Here is a 16165-nt window from a genome sequence, read left to right as displayed (position 1 = left end):
CCTATTGCCCCAACCGTTCGATCAGGGCCGGTGCGTGCACCTGGTCGGCCTTGTAGTTGCCGGTCAGGGTGTACATCACGATGTTGGCGCCGGCGCGGTAGGCGAATTCGCGCTGGCGGGCGTCGCCGCCGGACATCGGCAGCATGAACTGACCGTCGAGCCGCTGCGCCCAGGCGCCGGCCAGATCGTTCGAGGTGATGATGATTGGCGAGACGCCGTCGCCGCCGCGGGCCGGCCGCTGCGCGCTGTCGTCGTCCTCATCGCGCGGCAAGGCCTCGACCCAGGTCTGGCCGGTGCTGAAACGGCCCGGGAAGTCGCGCAGCAGGTAAAAGGTCTTGGTCAGCACGTGCTCGCGCGGCACCGGTTCGAGCTCGGGCACGTCGAGCGACGACAGGATCTCGCGCAGCGTCTGCATGCCCGGGGTCTGTGCGGCGCCGTTCTCGCCGGGCGGCGCTTCGATCGCGTCGCGGGTGTCGAACAGCACGGTGCCACCCTGCTTCATGTAGGCGTCGATCTTGTTGATGGCATCCTGCGGCGGCTTGGGCGCGCCCGGCACGATCGGCCAGTAGATCAGTGGGAAGAAGGCGAGCTCGTCGCGTCCGGGATCGATGCCGACGGGATCGCCGGCCTCCAGCGCGGTGCGCTGCGCCAGGAATTGCGTCAGACCGGACATGCCGGCCTTGACGATGGAATCGACGTCGGCATTGCCGGTGACGACATAGGCGAGGCGGGTTTGCGACACCGCCTTCATGGCGAACTCGTCGGACGCGCCATCGGCGCGCGACGGCGCGGGCGCAAGCGACACCAGGCCTGCAAGCGCCAGCCCGACGACGATCATGGCTGTCGCGGCGCGCCGGCGCAGCAGCGCGGCGATCCCGCCGCCGAGCACCGCGACGATGATGGCGTCGATCAGGAACAGCGCGAGCGCCGTCGACAGCAGCCAGCCGCGCAGGTCGCGCGGCTCGGCGTTGGTGTAAGTCGCGTGCCGGGCGCGCAGGCCTGCGGTGTTCAGCGCGGCGATGCGGTCGGAAGCTGCGAGCGTATTCACGGCGAGCGGTCCTTCTGCCGGACCATAGAAGCCGGGCGGATGATCAGGCGTAGCGCGGTCGCGATAATCCGCGGGCAGCGGCTTTGCGGTGGCCGGCGGCGGACCGAACGCGCCGAAGCCGTCGAGGATGTGCAGCGGCGCCACCGTCTCGGTGCTCGCCTCGGCCGCGACCCCGGGCCCGGGCTTGGCGGTGTAGCCGGACATGTCGACGACCCGGCGCAGCATTTCGACGAAGGTGCCCGACATCGGCAGGTCAGACCAGCGCATGTCGGCGCTGACGTGGAACAGGCTGACCAGGCCCTTGCCGCGATGCTCGCCGGTGACGAGCGGCGTGCCGTCTTCCAGCGAGGCCCAGCTCTTGGTGGCGAGCACCGCGTCGGGCTCGGCCAGCACCTGGCGGTTCACGGTGACGTCCTTGGGGACGGCGACGCCGGCAAACGGGCCGTTTGCCGCGAAGGCGGCGAGATGCTGCGGCTTCTCCCAGGTCAGGCTGCCGCCGAGCGTGCGGCCGCCCTTGCGCAGCTTGACCGGCACGAGATCGTCCTCGGCCTGCGCGAGCCTTGGACCGGCGAAGCGCACCAGCACGCCGCCCTGGTCGATCCAGGCGTTGAGGCGCTCGCGGATTTCAGGAGCGACGGTGCCGACATCGGCGAGGATGATCATCGGCAGCTTCTGGTCGAGGAATTGCGTGATGCCCTGCTGCGGCGAGCCCCGGTCGGCGAGCCGCACGTCGGCGAACGGCGCCAGCGCACGGGTCAGGTAGAAGGTCGGCGCCAGCAGCGGCTGCGCGGTCTCGCTGGTCGTGCCGGTGACGATGCCGATGGCGCGGCGGCGCCACCGCTTGTCGAGCAGTTGCACCGCGCCGGCCGAACGCTCGCCCGATATGTCGAGCCGCGTGATGTCGTTGCGCAGCTCGACCGGCAGGTCGAACGAGGCTTCGGTTTCCTTGTCCTGCGGGCCGAACGAATAACGCGCTTCGCCGATCGGCGAAGACTTCTGGTCCAGCGCGCGCACGGTGCCGACGGCGATGCCGCTGTCGGTGCGCAGCACCTTCACCGTCATCTTGGCGGCGGCGTTCTCGGCGGCGACGAGCGCCAGCGGGGAGGACGTGCCGCCTTCGAACACCGTCAGGCTGCGATCTCCGATGGTCTTGCCCAGGCCCTGCACGAAGTCCTCGCCGCGGCCGGTGTCGACGCCATCCGACAGCCAGGCGATCTCGCAGTCGCCGGTGGCCTTCAGGAAACGGTCGATGGCGGTCAGGGTTTCAACGCGATCGATCGAGTAGGGCTTTGGCGCGAGCTGGCGCAGTGCGACGCGCGCCGCACCCGCCGGCATCAGGGTGATGTCGCGGTTCGGCTCGGACAGCGGCACCAGCGCGATGGCGCGGCGGTCGTTGTCGGCATTGGCGATCAGCTCGTCGGCGGCCCTGACCCTGACATCCCAATGCGATGCGGCGCTCCAGCCGTCGTCGAACATGATCATCAGCGGCGCCTTGCTGCCGGCGGCGCCGGTCTGCGGATTCCAGATCGGGCCGGCGGCGGCGAAAATGACGAGGGCCGCAGCTAGGAGCCGCAGCGCGGTCAGCCACCACGGCGTCCGCGAGGGCGTCTCTTCCCTTGGCGCGATGTCGAACAGCAGGCGCGTCGGCGGAAACTCGATGCGGCGCGGCCGCGGCGGCATCACGCGCAGCAGCCACCACAGCACCGGCAGGCTGACGAGGCCGATCAGGAGCAGCGGTTCGGTGAAGGCGAGCGGCAATCCCATCATGCGGCCGGCCCCACCTTGATCGTCGTGGTGCGGGTGCCCGATTTGCTCACCTGCATGCCGGCATGCAGGAACAGCAAGAGCTCGGCGGCGGAGCGGTCGGTCGCATGGGTCGTGAACAGCCAGTTGAGTCTGCTGGTCTCGGCGCGGATCTGGTCGCGGTGCAGCGCGAGCCGCGCGGTGTAGTCCTGCGCCCAGCTCTCGGCGCGGCCCGCCGTGATCACGCCGAAGCCCTCGGGCTCGACGAACTCGACGCGGCCGGAATAAGGGAACGACTCTTCGGCGGGATCGACCACCTGCACCATCGTGCCATGCGCGCCGGAGCCGGACAGGCCCGCGAGCGTGGATTTGATCTCCGCGATCGGCGACCAGAAATCCGACAGCACGATGATCTCGGCGAGCGCGGAAGGCACGAAGGACGGCGGCAGGCTCAGCCGGTCGGCATCGTCATGCAGCATCGCCTGCGCCATCTTGTCGATGACGCTGCGGCTCGCGGTCGGCGCCATCAGTCCGGGAATGCCGACGCGTTCGCCGCCCGAGACCAGCAACTCGGCCAGCGCGAAGGCGACGATCAGCGTCCGCTCGAGCTTGGATTCGCGCGCGGTCTTGGAGGCGAACGCCATCGAGGGCGAGCGGTCGGGCCAGATCCAGACCGTGTGCGAGGCTTCCCATTCGAGCTCGCGCACATACAGATGGTCGTCGCGCGCCGAGCGGCGCCAGTCGACGTTCTGCGCCGGCTCGCCGGAGACGAAGCGGCGGTATTGCCAGAAATTTTCGCCGGAACCGGCGCGGCGCCTTCCGTGCAGGCCATGGATGACGTTGGCGGCGATACGGCGGGCTTCGAGCACCAGGCGCGGCAGTGAAGCGGCGAGCGTACGGCTTTCGCCATCGGCACGTCGGATCGCGATGATCTCCTTCGCTGTGTGCCCGTTGTCTGCGGCCATCAACCGATCCGAGCCTTCAATTGTTTGATCACGTCCGGAATCGTGCGGCCTTCGGCGCGCGCCTGGAACGTCAGCGCCATGCGGTGCTTCAATATGGGCTCGGCGAGGTCGAGCACGTCGTCGATCGAGGGCGCGAGGCGTCCGTCGATCAGCGCGCGTGCTCGCACGGCGAGCATCAAGGATTGGCTGGCGCGCGGGCCGGGACCCCAGGCGATGAACTTGCCGGTCTCGCCGCTCTCCTCGCCCGGACGGGCCGAGCGGACCAGCGACAGGATCGCCTCCACCACGGAATCGCCGACCGGCAGACGGCGGATCAGCCGCTGCGCGGTGATCAGCGCATCTGCGTTCATCGATCCCCTCGCCAGCGTCTCCTCGGCACCCGTGGTCTCGAACAGGATGCGGCGCTCGGCGTCGCGATCGGGATAGTCGACGTCGATCTCCATCAGGAAGCGGTCGAGCTGGGCTTCCGGCAGCGGATAGGTGCCTTCCTGCTCCAGCGGGTTTTGCGTGGCCAGCACGTGGAACGGCTTCGGCAGGTCGTGACGCGCGCCGGCGACGGTGATGTGCTGCTCCTGCATCGCCTGGAGCAGCGCCGACTGCGTGCGCGGGCTGGCGCGGTTGATCTCGTCCGCCATCAGCAGCTGCGCGAACACGGGACCGGAGATGAAGCGGAAGGAGCGTTTGCCGGCGGTGCTTTCGTCGAGCACTTCGGCACCGAGAATATCCGACGGCATCAAATCGGGCGTGAACTGGATGCGCTTGGCGTCGAGGCCCAGCGTGATGCCGAGCGTCTCGACCAGCTTGGTCTTGGCGAGGCCGGGCACGCCGATCAGCAGCGCATGACCGCCTGAGAGGATGGTGACGAGCGTGTTCTCGATCACCCGATCCTGGCCGAAGATGACGGACGCGATTGCGTCTTTCGCCGCGCGAATCTGGCTCGACACCTGCTCGGCCGAACGGACGATTCCGTCTTCCAGTTTCTCGACACTTTCCGCCATCCGTCAGCTCCTTAAGTCCGCCACGCGGCCCGCTTGCGTCGTCAGATCATCACAAGTCGCACATGGGCCCTATGCTAGACTTGCAGGAAGGCCATGTATTCGTTGAATTAACCTATCCCCACCTTATCGGCTTAGGGATATGTAGGGCATCACGAAGTGGCGACCTCCACACCGGGTTAATCCGGTGTGGAACCGCGCACCCGGGTACAACGTAAAACCTGCACCAATCGTGCCAACAGACAAAGTCAGGGCAAACCATGGCGAACCAAGGGCAGAGCGCCGATCGAGGTCTTGAGGGGCTGACTGCCGCCGCCAAAACTGCCGCCAATACCGAAGGCGCCACGAAGGGCCTACCGCCGGTGCATCTGTGGAATCCGCCGTTTTGCGGCGATCTCGACATCCGAATCGCGTCCGACGGTACTTGGTTCTACATGGGCACGCCAATCGGACGACACGCCCTGGTCCGCCTGTTCTCGACCGTCCTGAAGCGCGAGGGCGACAAGCATTTCCTCGTCACGCCTGTGGAGAAGGTCGGCATTCGCGTCGACGATGCGCCGTTCATGGCGGTCGAGATGCAGAAGGACGGCGAGGACAACCATCGCGTGCTCCGCTTCCGCACCAATGTCGACGACTGGGTCACCTGCGATGCCGCGCACCGGCTGCGCTTCGAGCAGGCCAGGGAGGGCGGGCTGACGCCATACCTGCATGTCCGCGCCGATCTCTGGGCCAAGGTCACCCGCGCACTCTACTACGATCTGGTTGACATGGGTGAGGAGCGGATGGTCGATGGCCAGCCGATGTTCGGCGTCGAGTCGGCCGGCGAATTCTTCGCCATGGCCGACGCGGAGCAGGTGAGGGCCGCACTTTGAACAAGCCTATCCTGAAGAGCGGTCCGGTCGTGATCGGCGCGGCCGATTTCTTCGCCCGATCCCGGGCGAGGCTCGGGTTCGACGTGCCGCCCGGCCTCTACGATCCGAACGTCATCCCCGCCTCGGGCGATCCCGGCACCGACAAGATGCTCGAGATCGTCGCGCGCGAGCAGCCGGTGCGGCCGGCTGCGGTCCTGATCGCCGTGGTCGACCGTCCCGAGCCGACCATCCTGCTGACGCAGCGCTCGGCGCATCTCAATGACCACGCCGGCCAGATCGCTTTCCCCGGCGGCAAGATCGACGCGATCGACGCCTCGCCGCTCGATGCGGCTTTGCGCGAGGCCGAGGAGGAGGTCGGCCTGTCCAGAGACTTCGTCGAGCCGATCGGCTATCTCGATCTCTACGGCACCGCTTTCGGCTTCCGCATCCTGCCGACGGTCGCCAAGGTGCGGCCCGGCTTCGAGCTCACCATCAACCATTCGGAGGTTGATGATGCCTTCGAGGTACCGCTATCCTTCCTGATGAACCCGGTGAACCACCAGGTGCACAGCAAGGAATTCCGCGGCATGGAGCGCTTTTACTACGCGATGCCGTTCGCGGAACGCTACATCTGGGGTGCGACGGCCGGAATGTTGCGTGTGCTGTATGAGCGGATCTACTCATCATGATCCGGCCGGTTCTGACCGAGATCGGAATTTTCCTCATCCCCTTTGCCGTCTATGCGCTGTTCCTGGCCGCCACCCGCTCCGGCCTGTTCGCGCGATCGTCCTGGCCGGTCACCGTCGTCGCGCGCCTTGTCCTGGCCGCGCTCGTGCTTGTCATCGCGGGGCTGATCGGCTTCGCGCATTTCTCCGGCGCCGCACCGGATTCGACCTACGTTCCCGCCCATATCGAGAACGGCAGGCTCGTGCCGGGCGTGGAAAAATAGGGGCTGGACCATGAGCGCAGAGCCGTTACTCGCCAATGCGCCCTGGCTGACCTCTGGCGGGACGGCGCGCGTCCTGACGCTGCTCAACGGCAACGGCGAGGAAGCGCGCGTGGTCGGCGGCGCCGTGCGCAATGCGTTGCTCGGTCTCGTGCCCGGCGACATCGACATCGCGACCACGGCGCGGCCCGACGAGGTGATGCGGCGCGCCAAGGCTGCCGGCATCAAGAGCGTGCCGACCGGCATCGACCACGGCACCATCACGCTGGTCATCGACGGGCAACCTTACGAAGTCACGACGCTGCGCGAGGACACCGAGACCTTCGGCCGCAAGGCCAAGGTCGCGTTCGGCCGCGACTGGGTGAAGGACGCCGAGCGCCGCGACTTCACCATGAATGGACTTTCGGCCGATGCGATGGGCGTCGTCTACGACTATGTCGGCGGGATCGCGGATGCGGCCGCGCGGCGGGTGCGCTTCATCGGCGATCCCGACCAGCGCATCGCCGAGGATTTCCTGCGCATCCTGCGCTTCTTCCGCATCCACGCCGCCTTCGGGGCCGGCAAGCCCGACCGCGACGGCTATCTCGCCTGCATCCGCGGCCGCGCGGGTCTTGCGAGCCTGTCGGCCGAGCGGGTGCGCATGGAGATGCTGAAGCTGCTGGTCGCTCACGGTGCCTCTGACGCCGCGGTCGCGATGGCGGATGGCGGGTTGCTGCAAGTGCTGAGCGGAGGCGTCGTCTATACCGGGCCGCTGTCGGCCATGATCGCGATCGAGGGCGAGCTTGGCTTGCCGGCAAGCAGCACGCGGCGGCTCGCCGCGCTGACGGTCGCCGTGACCGAAGATGCCAAGCGCGTTGCCACGCGCTTGCGGCTCTCCAATGTAGAAAGCAAGGCGCTGGATTCGATGGGGCATCGCTGGTGGCGCTTCGCCACCAAGGACGAGGCCAATGCGCGGCGGTTGCTCTATCGGCTCGGCGCGGAGCGCTATCACGATCGCGTGTTGCTTGGCTGGGCGCGGGCCGGCGGCGACGTCGGATCGTCGCGCTGGCGTGCGCTCGCCGAGTTGCCGCAGCGCTGGATTGCGCCGAAATTTCCGCTGCGCGCCGCCGACTTCATCGCCCGCGGCATGGCGGAAGGACCCGCGCTCGGGCATGTGCTGACGCTTGCCGAGGACGCTTGGCTTGCGGCGGATTTTCCCCTAGAGGAAGCCGCGCTCGCTTCCATCGCCGATCAAGCAGCGGCACGCGTCAGCCGCGATGAGAGAACGTGACCATCGTCTCAGGCTTCGCCGACATCTCGATCCTTCAGCTCCTGCTGGTCGCGTTGATGGCGTTGTTTGCTTCGATCATCGGTGGTCTCGCCGGCTACGGCACCGGCGCGCTGATGCCGCTGGTGCTGGTGCCGCTGGTCGGCGCCGAGCCCGTGGTGCCGATCATCGCGATCTCCGCGATCTTCACCAATTCAAGCCGCGCGCTCGCCTATCTGCGCTATGCCGATCGCCGCCGCGCGCTGATCGTGCTCGCCTGTGCGGCGCTGACGACCGCGCTCGGCGCCTACGGCTACACGCGCCTCACCAATGCGGGCGCCGCGCTCGTGATCGGCTCCATGCTGATCCTCAGCGTGCCGCTGCGCCGCGTGCTCCGCCGCCGCCAGGTCAGGATCGGCGACACCGGCCTTGCCGCCGGCTCCGTTGGTTACGGCGTGCTGGTCGGCGGCACCTCCGGCTCCGGCGTGATCCTGCTCTCGCTCTTGATGGCCGCGGGCCTCGAAGGCGCCGCCGTGATCGCGACCGATGCGATGATCTCGCTCGGCACCGGTCTCATCAAGATCTCGGTGTTCGGCCTTGCCGGCGCGGTGAATGCGCAGGTGCTCGCCTTCGCGCTGCTGATCGGCGCGATTGCGATCCCCGGCGCGTTCCTCGCAAAGGCTTTTGTCGAACGCATGCCGGTGCATATCCACACGGCGATCCTCGACGTCGCCGTGATCACCGGCGGGCTGGTGATGATCTCGGCTGCGGCAAGGTCGCTGATCGCATAGATGACTCCGGTCCGATTGGCGTTCGCGATGTCCTTTCAAGGACGGACATTCCGTCCCGATGCTTGCACGCCACCAAATGCTAGCCGAAACGCCCGATCCTGACTGCCGGGGGTTGAAAAGATTTCCGCCGATGACGGCCGTGGGCCGGTGGGCCAAGCGGGACGCTTTCTTACAACTGCAATCGGGCATGTCAGGACTGAAATGCTTCAGTAGCACCGTCGAGGCAGGTTTGAGACTTCATATCAATGGAAGCGGGCGCAGGCATGCGCACGCATCGTGGTCTCGACGTGCACGGAGGAGGGTGAGGCATGGGACGATCCAACACAGAGTGCCAATGGCCTGAAAAAAAGTCGCGCAATCGGTCCAGGATTCAGATTGCCTTCCGTGAGATCAGTGCCGTTCTTGTTCTCTTTCCTGCTCTCCTGGGTCTTTCTCTCCCTTCCAGTGCATGGGCGCAGACCGGGACCGACGCGAAGCCGGACCGCATCAAGGCGAATATCTCGAGAGTCGACCGCGACTTCATTGAAGCCAATACCAAGAGATCCAGGGATTGGCCGACCGTCGGCCTCGACTACGCCGAAACGCGGTTCAGCAAGCTCAATCAGATCAACACTGACAACGTCAGGGATCTCGGGCTCGTCTGGAGTTACAATCTGGAATCATCGCGCGGCATCGAGGCAACGCCCCTCGTCGTCGACGGCATCATGTATCAGTCGGCCCCCTGGAATGTGGTCCATGCCATTGACGCGCGGACCGGGACAAAAATCTGGTCGTTCGATCCGGGTGTTGACCGGTCGAAGACCTATCGCGGGTGCTGCGACGCTGTCAGCCGTGGCCTCGCACTCTACAAGGGCAAGGTCTTCGAAGCCGCCTATGACGGGCGCCTGATCGCGCTCGATGCCGCGACCGGGGCCAAGCTCTGGGAAACGGACACGCTGATCGATCACGATCATTCCTACACGATCACCGGCGCGCCTCGCGTCTTCAACGGCAAGGTCGTGATCGGCCAGAGCGGTGCCGAATATGGTGTGCGCGGCTACGTCACGGCCTACGACAGCGAGACCGGTCATCAGCTCTGGCGCTGGTTCACCGTGCCCGGCGATCCATCCAAGCCATTTGAAGACGCCTCGATGGAAGCCGCGGCGAAGACCTGGGATCCCTCAGGGAAGTATTGGATCAACGGCGGCGGTGGCGCGCCATGGGACTCGATCACGTTCGATCCCGATCTGAACATGGTCTATGTCGGCACGGGAAACGGCGGTCCCTGGAATCGCAAGCTTCGCAGTCCGTCGGGTGGCGACAATCTCTATCTGGGCTCGATCGTCGCGCTCAACGCCGACACGGGCCGGTATGTCTGGCACTACCAGGAGACGCCCGGCGACAATTGGGACTATACATCGACCCAGCCGATGATCCTCGCCGACATCAAGATCGACAATGTGCCGCGCAAGGTGATCCTGCACGCGCCGAAAAACGGCTTCTTCTTCGTCATCGATCGCACCAACGGCAAGTTCATCTCGGCGAAGAATTTTGTCGATGTGAATTGGGCGACGGGATACGATGCCAACGGACGGCCGATCGAGCTGCCTGCGGCGCGCGATGCAGATCAATACGAGTCGATTCCGGGACCGGACGGGGCTCACAATTGGCAGCCGATGTCGTTCAATCCGCTGACCGGCCTCGTCTACCTTCCGGCGCAGCACATCCCGGTCAATCTGTCGCCGGAAAAGTCGTTCGTGCAGAATGCTGCTGCGCCGGGCAAGCTCGGCGGCTTGCTGGGCGGGAATATCGGTTTCGTTTTCAACCCTCCGAAGTCGGCCCCATTCGGACGTCTGCTCGCCTGGGATCCGGTGCATCAAAAGGAAGTCTGGCGCGTCGAGCACGTGTCGCCGTGGAACGGCGGGACGCTGACCACCGCCGGCAACCTGGTTTTCCAGGGGACGGCGGATGGCCGCTTCGTCGCTTATGATGCGGCAAACGGAACCAAGCTGTGGGAAATGCCGACCGGCACCGGCGCGGTGGCGGCCGCCGCAACCTACATGGTCGACGACAGGCAATACATCTCGATTGCGGTCGGCTGGGGCGGCTCCTACGGCCTGACGCACCGCGCGACCGAGTACCAGAACCCGGGAACGATCTACACATACGCACTCGGCGGCACGGCGAAGCTGCCAGCGTTCGTCAAATATCAGACCGAAGGTCTGCTGCAGGGCGTGAAGTACGATCCGAAGGACATCAGGGAAGGCGGCGAGATCTATGTCGCGGCAGCCTGCGTCGCCTGCCACGGCGTGCCTGGCGTCGGCCGCGGCGGCAACATCATCAATCTCGGTTACGTCAGCGCCGAAGAGATCACCAATCTGAGGCATATCCTCTTCCACGGTCCATTCCGCGACCAGGGCATGCCGGATTTCAGCGGCAAGTTGACGGAAGGGGACGTCGGGAAACTCCAGGCCTTCATACAGGGAACTGTTGACGCCATCAGACCGAAGAGCAGGTGATGAGTCAGCAGGCGCTGCGGCGGCGAGCGGCCCGTTCGACCGTGGCCGCTCGTCACGCGCCTTTGTCGATCTTCACCCAGAGCGCACTGCCGAGCGTCGATGAGTTCCTGGCCGCGTAGGCCCATGCCGGCAAGCGTGATGGTGCAAGCGCAAGTGCGATCATCGCTTGCCCAATCCGCTGCGCTTTGCTTCGCGGCAGGCCGCGCACGAACTCACTGACGCTGCCCGGCTTCTCCGCCCTGCGCAAAAAGCTGTCCACGATGTCTTCCCTGAGGAACTTCAGGAGATCGAATGGCTCCCGCTCGCAAACGCTCAATTGCAGGCCGTGTCGTCGACATACCGCATCAAACGCGTCCTTCGTCCAGCGGCCAATGTGGTTCGGCGGCATGTCGATGAGCGATCCGTGGCCCTCCATGTAGTGCGTTCGGATATCATTCGGCACGGCGATGAAGACAGAGCCTTGCGCCTTGAGGAGGTATTTCAATCGCGCGAAGACGTCATCCACCCGGTCCATGTGCTCGAACACCTGAAACATGAAGATGATGTCGAAGGCCTCCTTCATCGGAGTGAAGCCATCCTCCCGAAGGTCGACCGAAAAGGTCTTGTAGCCTTTCGATCGCAAGGCCTGTTGCGCTGCTTCGTTGTAATCGACCGCGTAAATATCGGACGCGCGAAAGAGTTTGTCCTTGATGTGATCGAGAAAATAGCCAAACCCGGCCCCGACATCGATCGCCGTTTTTCCGGCAGTGCCGAGGCCGCTCAGCTCCTCGATCGTCCTCTCATACTCCCATTTCATGGTTGGATAGGAAGGGTGGGGCGCGGCCAGGTTATAGAACTCGGCGCCGCCCGCGACGAACGGATCTGCAAATCCAAATCCGCAATCCGCGCATTTGCGGATATCGCAGGTGTCGCGGCCCCAGAGCAGCGACAGGTGGCTTATTAACTTTCGAGAGCGATCCGGATACTGGCGCGGACTGACGAAGGATCGAGAGGCCTGATCTGCGGTCACTTCAAACAGTTTGGCAGTTGATCCACTGCCGCATGCTGGACAGGTGCTCATCTCTCCTGACCTCATTCAGGTCTTTCGGTGGAAAGTGGTTGCGACCAATTGTCTCGTCATCATTCAAATGAAGGTTGGCGGAGCGCGAGGTCCGGGGCAGTGGACAGGACAGGGGAGGCAGGCCGCTCGCGGCGCGAAGGCGCCTTCGGCAGCGCCGATTTCCTACTGCCAGAATCTGTCACTGGCCTGCGCTAGGTCTTCTTTCAGGGCATTTTTACTGAAAGGAAGACGATGAAAACCCAGAGCAACGGCCAGGCGCTGCAGATCGCCAAGACCTACATCGAGGCCATCGCCAGCAGGAGCGTGGATACGATTACTTCCGTGTCGGCGGACGACGTTGTTTGCACGTCGCCACGCGGGCGGATCGTCGGCATGCAGAAGTTTCGCGAATTCCACCAGGGTTTCGCCCGCATGATCAAGAAGGTCACGGTTCTCGCCGTCTACGGCGACGATGATCAGGCTGTCGTCCTTTACAGCGCGGACACCCATCCGGTTGCCAACGCCGTCGTCGCGGAACTCCTCAAGGTGAAGAACGGCAAGATCGCGTCGACCGAAGTGATCTACGACGCGACTCCGTTCGCCGCCTACACGGCGACCGTCCAACCGCACTAAGGCACGATCGACCATGAAACGGATTCAATATGACAGCTACGGCGGCCCTGAAACGATGAAGCTCGAAGCCTTCGAGCTGAAGGCTCCGGGGACCGGCGAAGTCGCGGTCAAGGTCAAGTTCGCCGCCATCAATCCCATCGATTGGAAGGTGCGCAATGGCTATCTCAAAATGGTGACGGGGAAGAAATTTCCGCGTGCCATGGGCAGCGATTTTTCCGGCATCGTGACCGCTGTCGGCGCTGGTGTCACGCGCTTCAAGATTGGCGATCCCGTATTCGGCATGGCGCAGATAAAGCATGGTGGCGCGCTTGGCGAAGTCGTCATCGCTCCCCAAACCTTCGTCGCCAGGAGGCCGGATTCAGTCTCGTTCGAGGACGCGGCTTGCCTGGCTACGCCGGGGGTCACCGCATGGAACGGCCTCGTGGACAAGGCTGCCCTGAAATCCGGCGGCCAGGTGTTCATCAACGGCTGCACCGGCGCTGTCGGCGAGGCCACGGTGCAGCTCCCAAAGATGTTCGGGGCGACCGTCGCGGGGACATGCAGTGCGCAGGCGATGCAGCGAGCCCGTGACTTGGACGTCCAGCCTCTCTTCGATTATCGGGCCACCGATCTGTCGAAGATCCGTGAACGCTTCGACGTAGTGTATGACTCGGCGGGAACGATGGCAGTTGCCGCCGGGGTTGGCCTGCTTCGCGAAGGCGGCGTGTATCTCGATATCAATCCAGCGCCAATCAAGTTCATCCGTGCGATCTTCAACCGGAAACTCAAGCCGATCGTCTGCGCCGCGCGGGCTGATATCCTTGACGGCCTTGCCGTCGCTTCGGCGAATGGAAAGCTGCGCTTGCCAGTTGCTGAGACCGTGCGTCTGAACGATGCGATCCCGCTCATCGCGGCGCTTGAAGCCGGGCACAAGCTCGCCGGAAAGGCTCTGGTAGCGATGTAAATGCCGTCTGGGCCAGTAAAGCCCCGCCGCCCGTCGCCCGCGATGCCTACTGCCATTTTTTGGCAGGATTCGTGCTAGACTTGGTCTATGTCGAAGAGCCAACGATTATTCGACCTCATGCAGATTTTGCGGCGGCACCGCACCCCGGTGTCGGGCAACGACCTTGCGGCTGAGGCGGGTGTGTCGTTGCGAACGATTTATCGCGACATCGCCGACTTGCAGGGCTTGGGCGCACAAATCGACGGCGAGCCTGGCTTTGGCTATGTCTTGCAACCCGGCTTCCTCCTTCCTCCCCTGATGTTCTCGGAACAGGAAATCCAAGCCTTGGCGCTGGGCGCCCAATGGGTATCTCGCCAGACCGATGACGAGTTCGCGCTGGCGGCGCGTGACGCGCTCGCTAAAATTGGCGCGGTCCTTCCCTCGGAGCTGCAACACAAGCTGGACGACAGTGCCTTTCACGTAGGGCGCAGGTTGAAGCAGCCCGAAGCCGTCGACCTTCGCGTCGTGCGGCAAGCCATGCGCGACCAACACAAGCTTTCCATTGTGTATCGCGACCCGCAAGGCGCGAAGACGACGCGGATCATCTGGCCAATTGGCGTCGGCTTTTTCGATTCCCGGCGCATCATTGCCGGCTGGTGCGAAATGAGAAAGGACTTCCGCTCATTCCGGGCGGATCGGATAGAAAAGATCAAGCTCAGGACGGAACGCTATCCCGGTCGCCGGCGCGATCTCGTCAAGCAATGGCGGGCTCAAGTTGACGCGGAACGTCGCAAGACTCTCAGCTGATCTCACCACCGGGTCCGACGCTGATGCTGGCGAGCTATCACCTGCTGGTGCGCTTCACCATCGCCGGCGTAAGGGCCGCCTGACGCCTTCCGGGGTTAGAGCGGGCGCCGAAAATTACCGCGCCCGCTAGGCTCGAACCTTAATTTGTGACGGGCGCCGCCTTGCGGACCAACACTTCGTTGCCCGCCCGGCTGATTTCAAGCGCACGTGGCTGCTGGGACGTTGAGAGAACAACGCTTTGGCCTGGCGCGAGAACAGAGACTACGCGGATTGGCGTTCCCGTCTCGCCCTGAGCAAGGGTCGTCACGACATGGAACCCATCGCGCTCAACGGTGTAGTAGGCGACGCCGGACACCCCGCCGAGATCGATGCTCTTTGCCTGAATTGGCCTGAGGCTATCTGCATGAGCGGTTCCAAAAGCGGCTAAGGCTAGTGTCGCGGCTAAGAGGCTACTGCGGATTGACATGTTGATCTCCTTTAGCTGGGCGGTGGGCCACGCCCTCCGTTCCCTTGCCACATAAGATGGGCGGCCTATGCTCATTGATCAAACAGATTGAATCGATGATGGGTATCGATGCCGTCAATCTAAGCCATCTCGACCTAAACCTACTGGTTCACCTCGATGCCTTGCTTCGCGAACGTAGCGTCACGCGAGCTGCAGGCCGCGTAGGCATTGGTCAGTCGGCGATGAGCCACAACCTCGCCCGCCTGCGTGACCTGTTCGGCGACGAGCTTCTGACGCGAGGGCCCGACGGCTTGCGCCTCACTCCTCGTGCAGTGATGCTGGTAGAGCCGGTGCGGGCTACGCTGTCTCAAATCCAAACGATTGTCTCACGCGACGACGCATTCGATCCAGCGACGGCAGAGCGGACCTTCAGGTTCGGACTCCCAGACAGCATGGAAATCCTGGTCCTTCCCGCTCTCCTCGCACGCCTGCGCGAGGTCGCGCCTGGCGTCCATCTGCGGCTCTACAACATCGACTCGTCGAGACTTCTGGATGATCTCGATGCCGACGAACTGGACCTCGCTATTGGCTATGACGTCTTTCCTCAGGGCCAGATCCACCACAAGCGGCGTCTGCTGTTCAATGAGAGCTATCTGTGCATGTTCAACAAGGAGATAACGGGCATCACCGACGCCCAAATCTCGCTCGAAGATTATGTGCGGTTACCTCATGTTCTCACGAGCCTGCGGCCGGGCCGGACTGTGCGCGGCGTGGTAGACGACGCCCTTGAGAAACTGGGATTGCGGCGGACGGTTGTCCTGACCACGCCTCGCTTCCTCACTGTCCCTGCCTTGGTGGCACGCGCACCTGTCGTCGTGACAATGCACGCGCGGCTGGCTCGGTTGTTCGCCACAGAACTCAAGCTTAGCCTGAGCCAGCCTCCGGTGGATTTGCAGGACGTAGCTGTTTCACTGCTCTGGCACGCTTCCTACGATCACGATCCATCTCATGCGTGGCTGCGTCAGATCTTGGTGGAATTGGTCTCCGAGCTTTGAGCTGGCCACCACCCGGCGTGGAGCGGTGCAGACTCCACAGGCCACTTGTCGCCCTTTGGCCCTTAGCAGACGTTCCAGCGCTCTGGGTCGATGCCGGCTTTTGACCCAAAGCAGAAGTCGCTGTTGAAACCAATCATTGCCCAGCAATCCATCGGTCCGGCGGCACCTCACGCTCATGTGT

At 64.2% G+C, this 16165-nt stretch carries 15 protein-coding genes; 10 read left to right on the top strand and 5 right to left on the bottom strand.

Annotated elements, in window-relative coordinates:
- Position 1: 1 nt before the first annotated feature.
- Genes AB7Z56_RS34800 through AB7Z56_RS34790 form a run of 3 tightly spaced genes read right to left on the bottom strand, consistent with a single transcriptional unit; the run spans position 2 to position 4754 of the window.
- A complete protein-coding gene (locus AB7Z56_RS34800; protein ID WP_063985165.1) occupies positions 2–2815 on the bottom strand; it encodes a DUF4159 domain-containing protein in 2814 nt (937 codons plus the stop codon).
- Entirely contained in the window at positions 2812–3756 is a 945-nt protein-coding gene (locus tag AB7Z56_RS34795; protein WP_063985164.1) for a DUF58 domain-containing protein, read from the bottom strand. Before AB7Z56_RS34795 ends, AB7Z56_RS34800 begins: the two co-directional genes overlap by 4 nt.
- Positions 3756–4754, bottom strand: a complete 999-nt coding sequence (locus AB7Z56_RS34790; RefSeq protein ID WP_063985163.1) for an AAA family ATPase — start codon at positions 4752–4754, stop codon at positions 3756–3758. Before AB7Z56_RS34790 ends, AB7Z56_RS34795 begins: the two co-directional genes overlap by 1 nt.
- A 257-nt stretch (positions 4755–5011) precedes the next feature.
- On the opposite strand from AB7Z56_RS34790, the gene AB7Z56_RS34785 reads away from it, so the two are divergent.
- The 6 genes from AB7Z56_RS34785 (at position 5012) to AB7Z56_RS34760 (ending at position 11083) form a co-directional block, all read left to right on the top strand.
- Positions 5012–5623: a DUF1285 domain-containing protein gene (locus AB7Z56_RS34785; protein ID WP_063985162.1), complete on the top strand. Its 612-nt coding sequence runs from the start codon at positions 5012–5014 to the stop codon at positions 5621–5623.
- Positions 5620–6291 (top strand): CoA pyrophosphatase, encoded by a 672-nt coding sequence (locus AB7Z56_RS34780; protein WP_063985161.1) that lies wholly within the window; start codon positions 5620–5622, stop codon positions 6289–6291. Before AB7Z56_RS34785 ends, AB7Z56_RS34780 begins: the two co-directional genes overlap by 4 nt.
- The gene (locus AB7Z56_RS34775) at positions 6288–6551 is read left to right on the top strand and encodes a DUF6111 family protein (RefSeq protein ID WP_014497409.1); all 264 of its coding nucleotides are present in this window, start codon (positions 6288–6290) and stop codon (positions 6549–6551) included. The genes AB7Z56_RS34780 and AB7Z56_RS34775 overlap by 4 nt, the downstream gene beginning before the upstream one ends.
- Before the next feature lie 10 nt (positions 6552–6561).
- A complete protein-coding gene (locus AB7Z56_RS34770; protein ID WP_063985160.1) occupies positions 6562–7818 on the top strand; it encodes a CCA tRNA nucleotidyltransferase in 1257 nt (418 codons plus the stop codon).
- The gene (locus tag AB7Z56_RS34765; protein WP_063985159.1) at positions 7815–8585 is read left to right on the top strand and encodes a sulfite exporter TauE/SafE family protein; all 771 of its coding nucleotides are present in this window, start codon (positions 7815–7817) and stop codon (positions 8583–8585) included. The genes AB7Z56_RS34770 and AB7Z56_RS34765 overlap by 4 nt, the downstream gene beginning before the upstream one ends.
- Positions 8586–8893: 308 nt before the next feature.
- The gene (locus tag AB7Z56_RS34760; RefSeq protein WP_084795281.1) at positions 8894–11083 is read left to right on the top strand and encodes a PQQ-dependent dehydrogenase, methanol/ethanol family; all 2190 of its coding nucleotides are present in this window, start codon (positions 8894–8896) and stop codon (positions 11081–11083) included.
- Between the two features lie 52 nt (positions 11084–11135).
- Here the strand turns inward: AB7Z56_RS34760 and AB7Z56_RS34755 are convergent, their stop codons facing one another.
- Positions 11136–12143 (bottom strand): class I SAM-dependent methyltransferase, encoded by a 1008-nt coding sequence (locus AB7Z56_RS34755; protein WP_187387795.1) that lies wholly within the window; start codon positions 12141–12143, stop codon positions 11136–11138.
- A gap of 231 nt (positions 12144–12374) precedes the next feature.
- Between AB7Z56_RS34755 and AB7Z56_RS34750 the strand changes: the two genes are divergently transcribed.
- The 3 genes from AB7Z56_RS34750 (at position 12375) to AB7Z56_RS34740 (ending at position 14484) form a co-directional block, all read left to right on the top strand.
- Entirely contained in the window at positions 12375–12755 is a 381-nt protein-coding gene (locus tag AB7Z56_RS34750; RefSeq protein ID WP_063985157.1) for a nuclear transport factor 2 family protein, read from the top strand.
- A 13-nt stretch (positions 12756–12768) separates the two neighbouring features.
- Entirely contained in the window at positions 12769–13698 is a 930-nt protein-coding gene (locus AB7Z56_RS34745) for an NAD(P)-dependent alcohol dehydrogenase (protein ID WP_441256746.1), read from the top strand.
- Between the two features lie 87 nt (positions 13699–13785).
- Positions 13786–14484, top strand: coding sequence for a helix-turn-helix transcriptional regulator (locus tag AB7Z56_RS34740; RefSeq protein ID WP_063985155.1), 699 nt, complete (start codon positions 13786–13788; stop codon positions 14482–14484).
- Positions 14485–14623: 139 nt separating this feature from the next.
- Here the strand turns inward: AB7Z56_RS34740 and AB7Z56_RS34735 are convergent, their stop codons facing one another.
- Positions 14624–14950, bottom strand: coding sequence for a hypothetical protein (locus AB7Z56_RS34735; RefSeq protein WP_028158248.1), 327 nt, complete (start codon positions 14948–14950; stop codon positions 14624–14626).
- Positions 14951–15048: 98 nt separating this feature from the next.
- On the opposite strand from AB7Z56_RS34735, the gene AB7Z56_RS34730 reads away from it, so the two are divergent.
- Complete coding sequence (locus AB7Z56_RS34730) at positions 15049–15984, top strand: LysR family transcriptional regulator (protein ID WP_063986632.1); 936 nt, start codon at positions 15049–15051, stop codon at positions 15982–15984.
- The last annotated feature ends 181 nt before the right edge of the window (positions 15985–16165 follow it).

This window comes from Bradyrhizobium sp. 482_C4_N1_8 (assembly GCF_052075965.1).
GTDB classification, from domain to species: domain Bacteria; phylum Pseudomonadota; class Alphaproteobacteria; order Rhizobiales; family Xanthobacteraceae; genus Bradyrhizobium; species Bradyrhizobium barranii.
This window is presented reverse-complemented; position numbering and strand designations above follow the sequence as displayed.

Excerpts from the sequence above, each read along its gene's own strand:
- AB7Z56_RS34800 (WP_063985165.1), bottom strand. The coding sequence starts at position 2,815 with ATGATGGGATTGCCGCTCGCCTTCACCGAACCGCTGCTCCTGATCGGC.
- AB7Z56_RS34795 (WP_063985164.1), bottom strand. The coding sequence starts at position 3,756 with ATGGCCGCAGACAACGGGCACACAGCGAAGGAGATCATCGCGATCCGA.
- AB7Z56_RS34790 (WP_063985163.1), bottom strand. The coding sequence starts at position 4,754 with ATGGCGGAAAGTGTCGAGAAACTGGAAGACGGAATCGTCCGTTCGGCC.
- AB7Z56_RS34785 (WP_063985162.1), top strand. The coding sequence starts at position 5,012 with ATGGCGAACCAAGGGCAGAGCGCCGATCGAGGTCTTGAGGGGCTGACT.
- AB7Z56_RS34775 (WP_014497409.1), top strand. The coding sequence starts at position 6,288 with ATGATCCGGCCGGTTCTGACCGAGATCGGAATTTTCCTCATCCCCTTT.
- AB7Z56_RS34770 (WP_063985160.1), top strand. The coding sequence starts at position 6,562 with ATGAGCGCAGAGCCGTTACTCGCCAATGCGCCCTGGCTGACCTCTGGC.
- AB7Z56_RS34760 (WP_084795281.1), top strand. The coding sequence starts at position 8,894 with ATGGGACGATCCAACACAGAGTGCCAATGGCCTGAAAAAAAGTCGCGC.
- AB7Z56_RS34755 (WP_187387795.1), bottom strand. The coding sequence starts at position 12,143 with ATGAGCACCTGTCCAGCATGCGGCAGTGGATCAACTGCCAAACTGTTT.
- AB7Z56_RS34750 (WP_063985157.1), top strand. The coding sequence starts at position 12,375 with ATGAAAACCCAGAGCAACGGCCAGGCGCTGCAGATCGCCAAGACCTAC.
- AB7Z56_RS34745 (WP_441256746.1), top strand. The coding sequence starts at position 12,769 with ATGAAACGGATTCAATATGACAGCTACGGCGGCCCTGAAACGATGAAG.
- AB7Z56_RS34740 (WP_063985155.1), top strand. The coding sequence starts at position 13,786 with ATGTCGAAGAGCCAACGATTATTCGACCTCATGCAGATTTTGCGGCGG.
- AB7Z56_RS34735 (WP_028158248.1), bottom strand. The coding sequence starts at position 14,950 with ATGTCAATCCGCAGTAGCCTCTTAGCCGCGACACTAGCCTTAGCCGCT.
- AB7Z56_RS34730 (WP_063986632.1), top strand. The coding sequence starts at position 15,049 with ATGGGTATCGATGCCGTCAATCTAAGCCATCTCGACCTAAACCTACTG.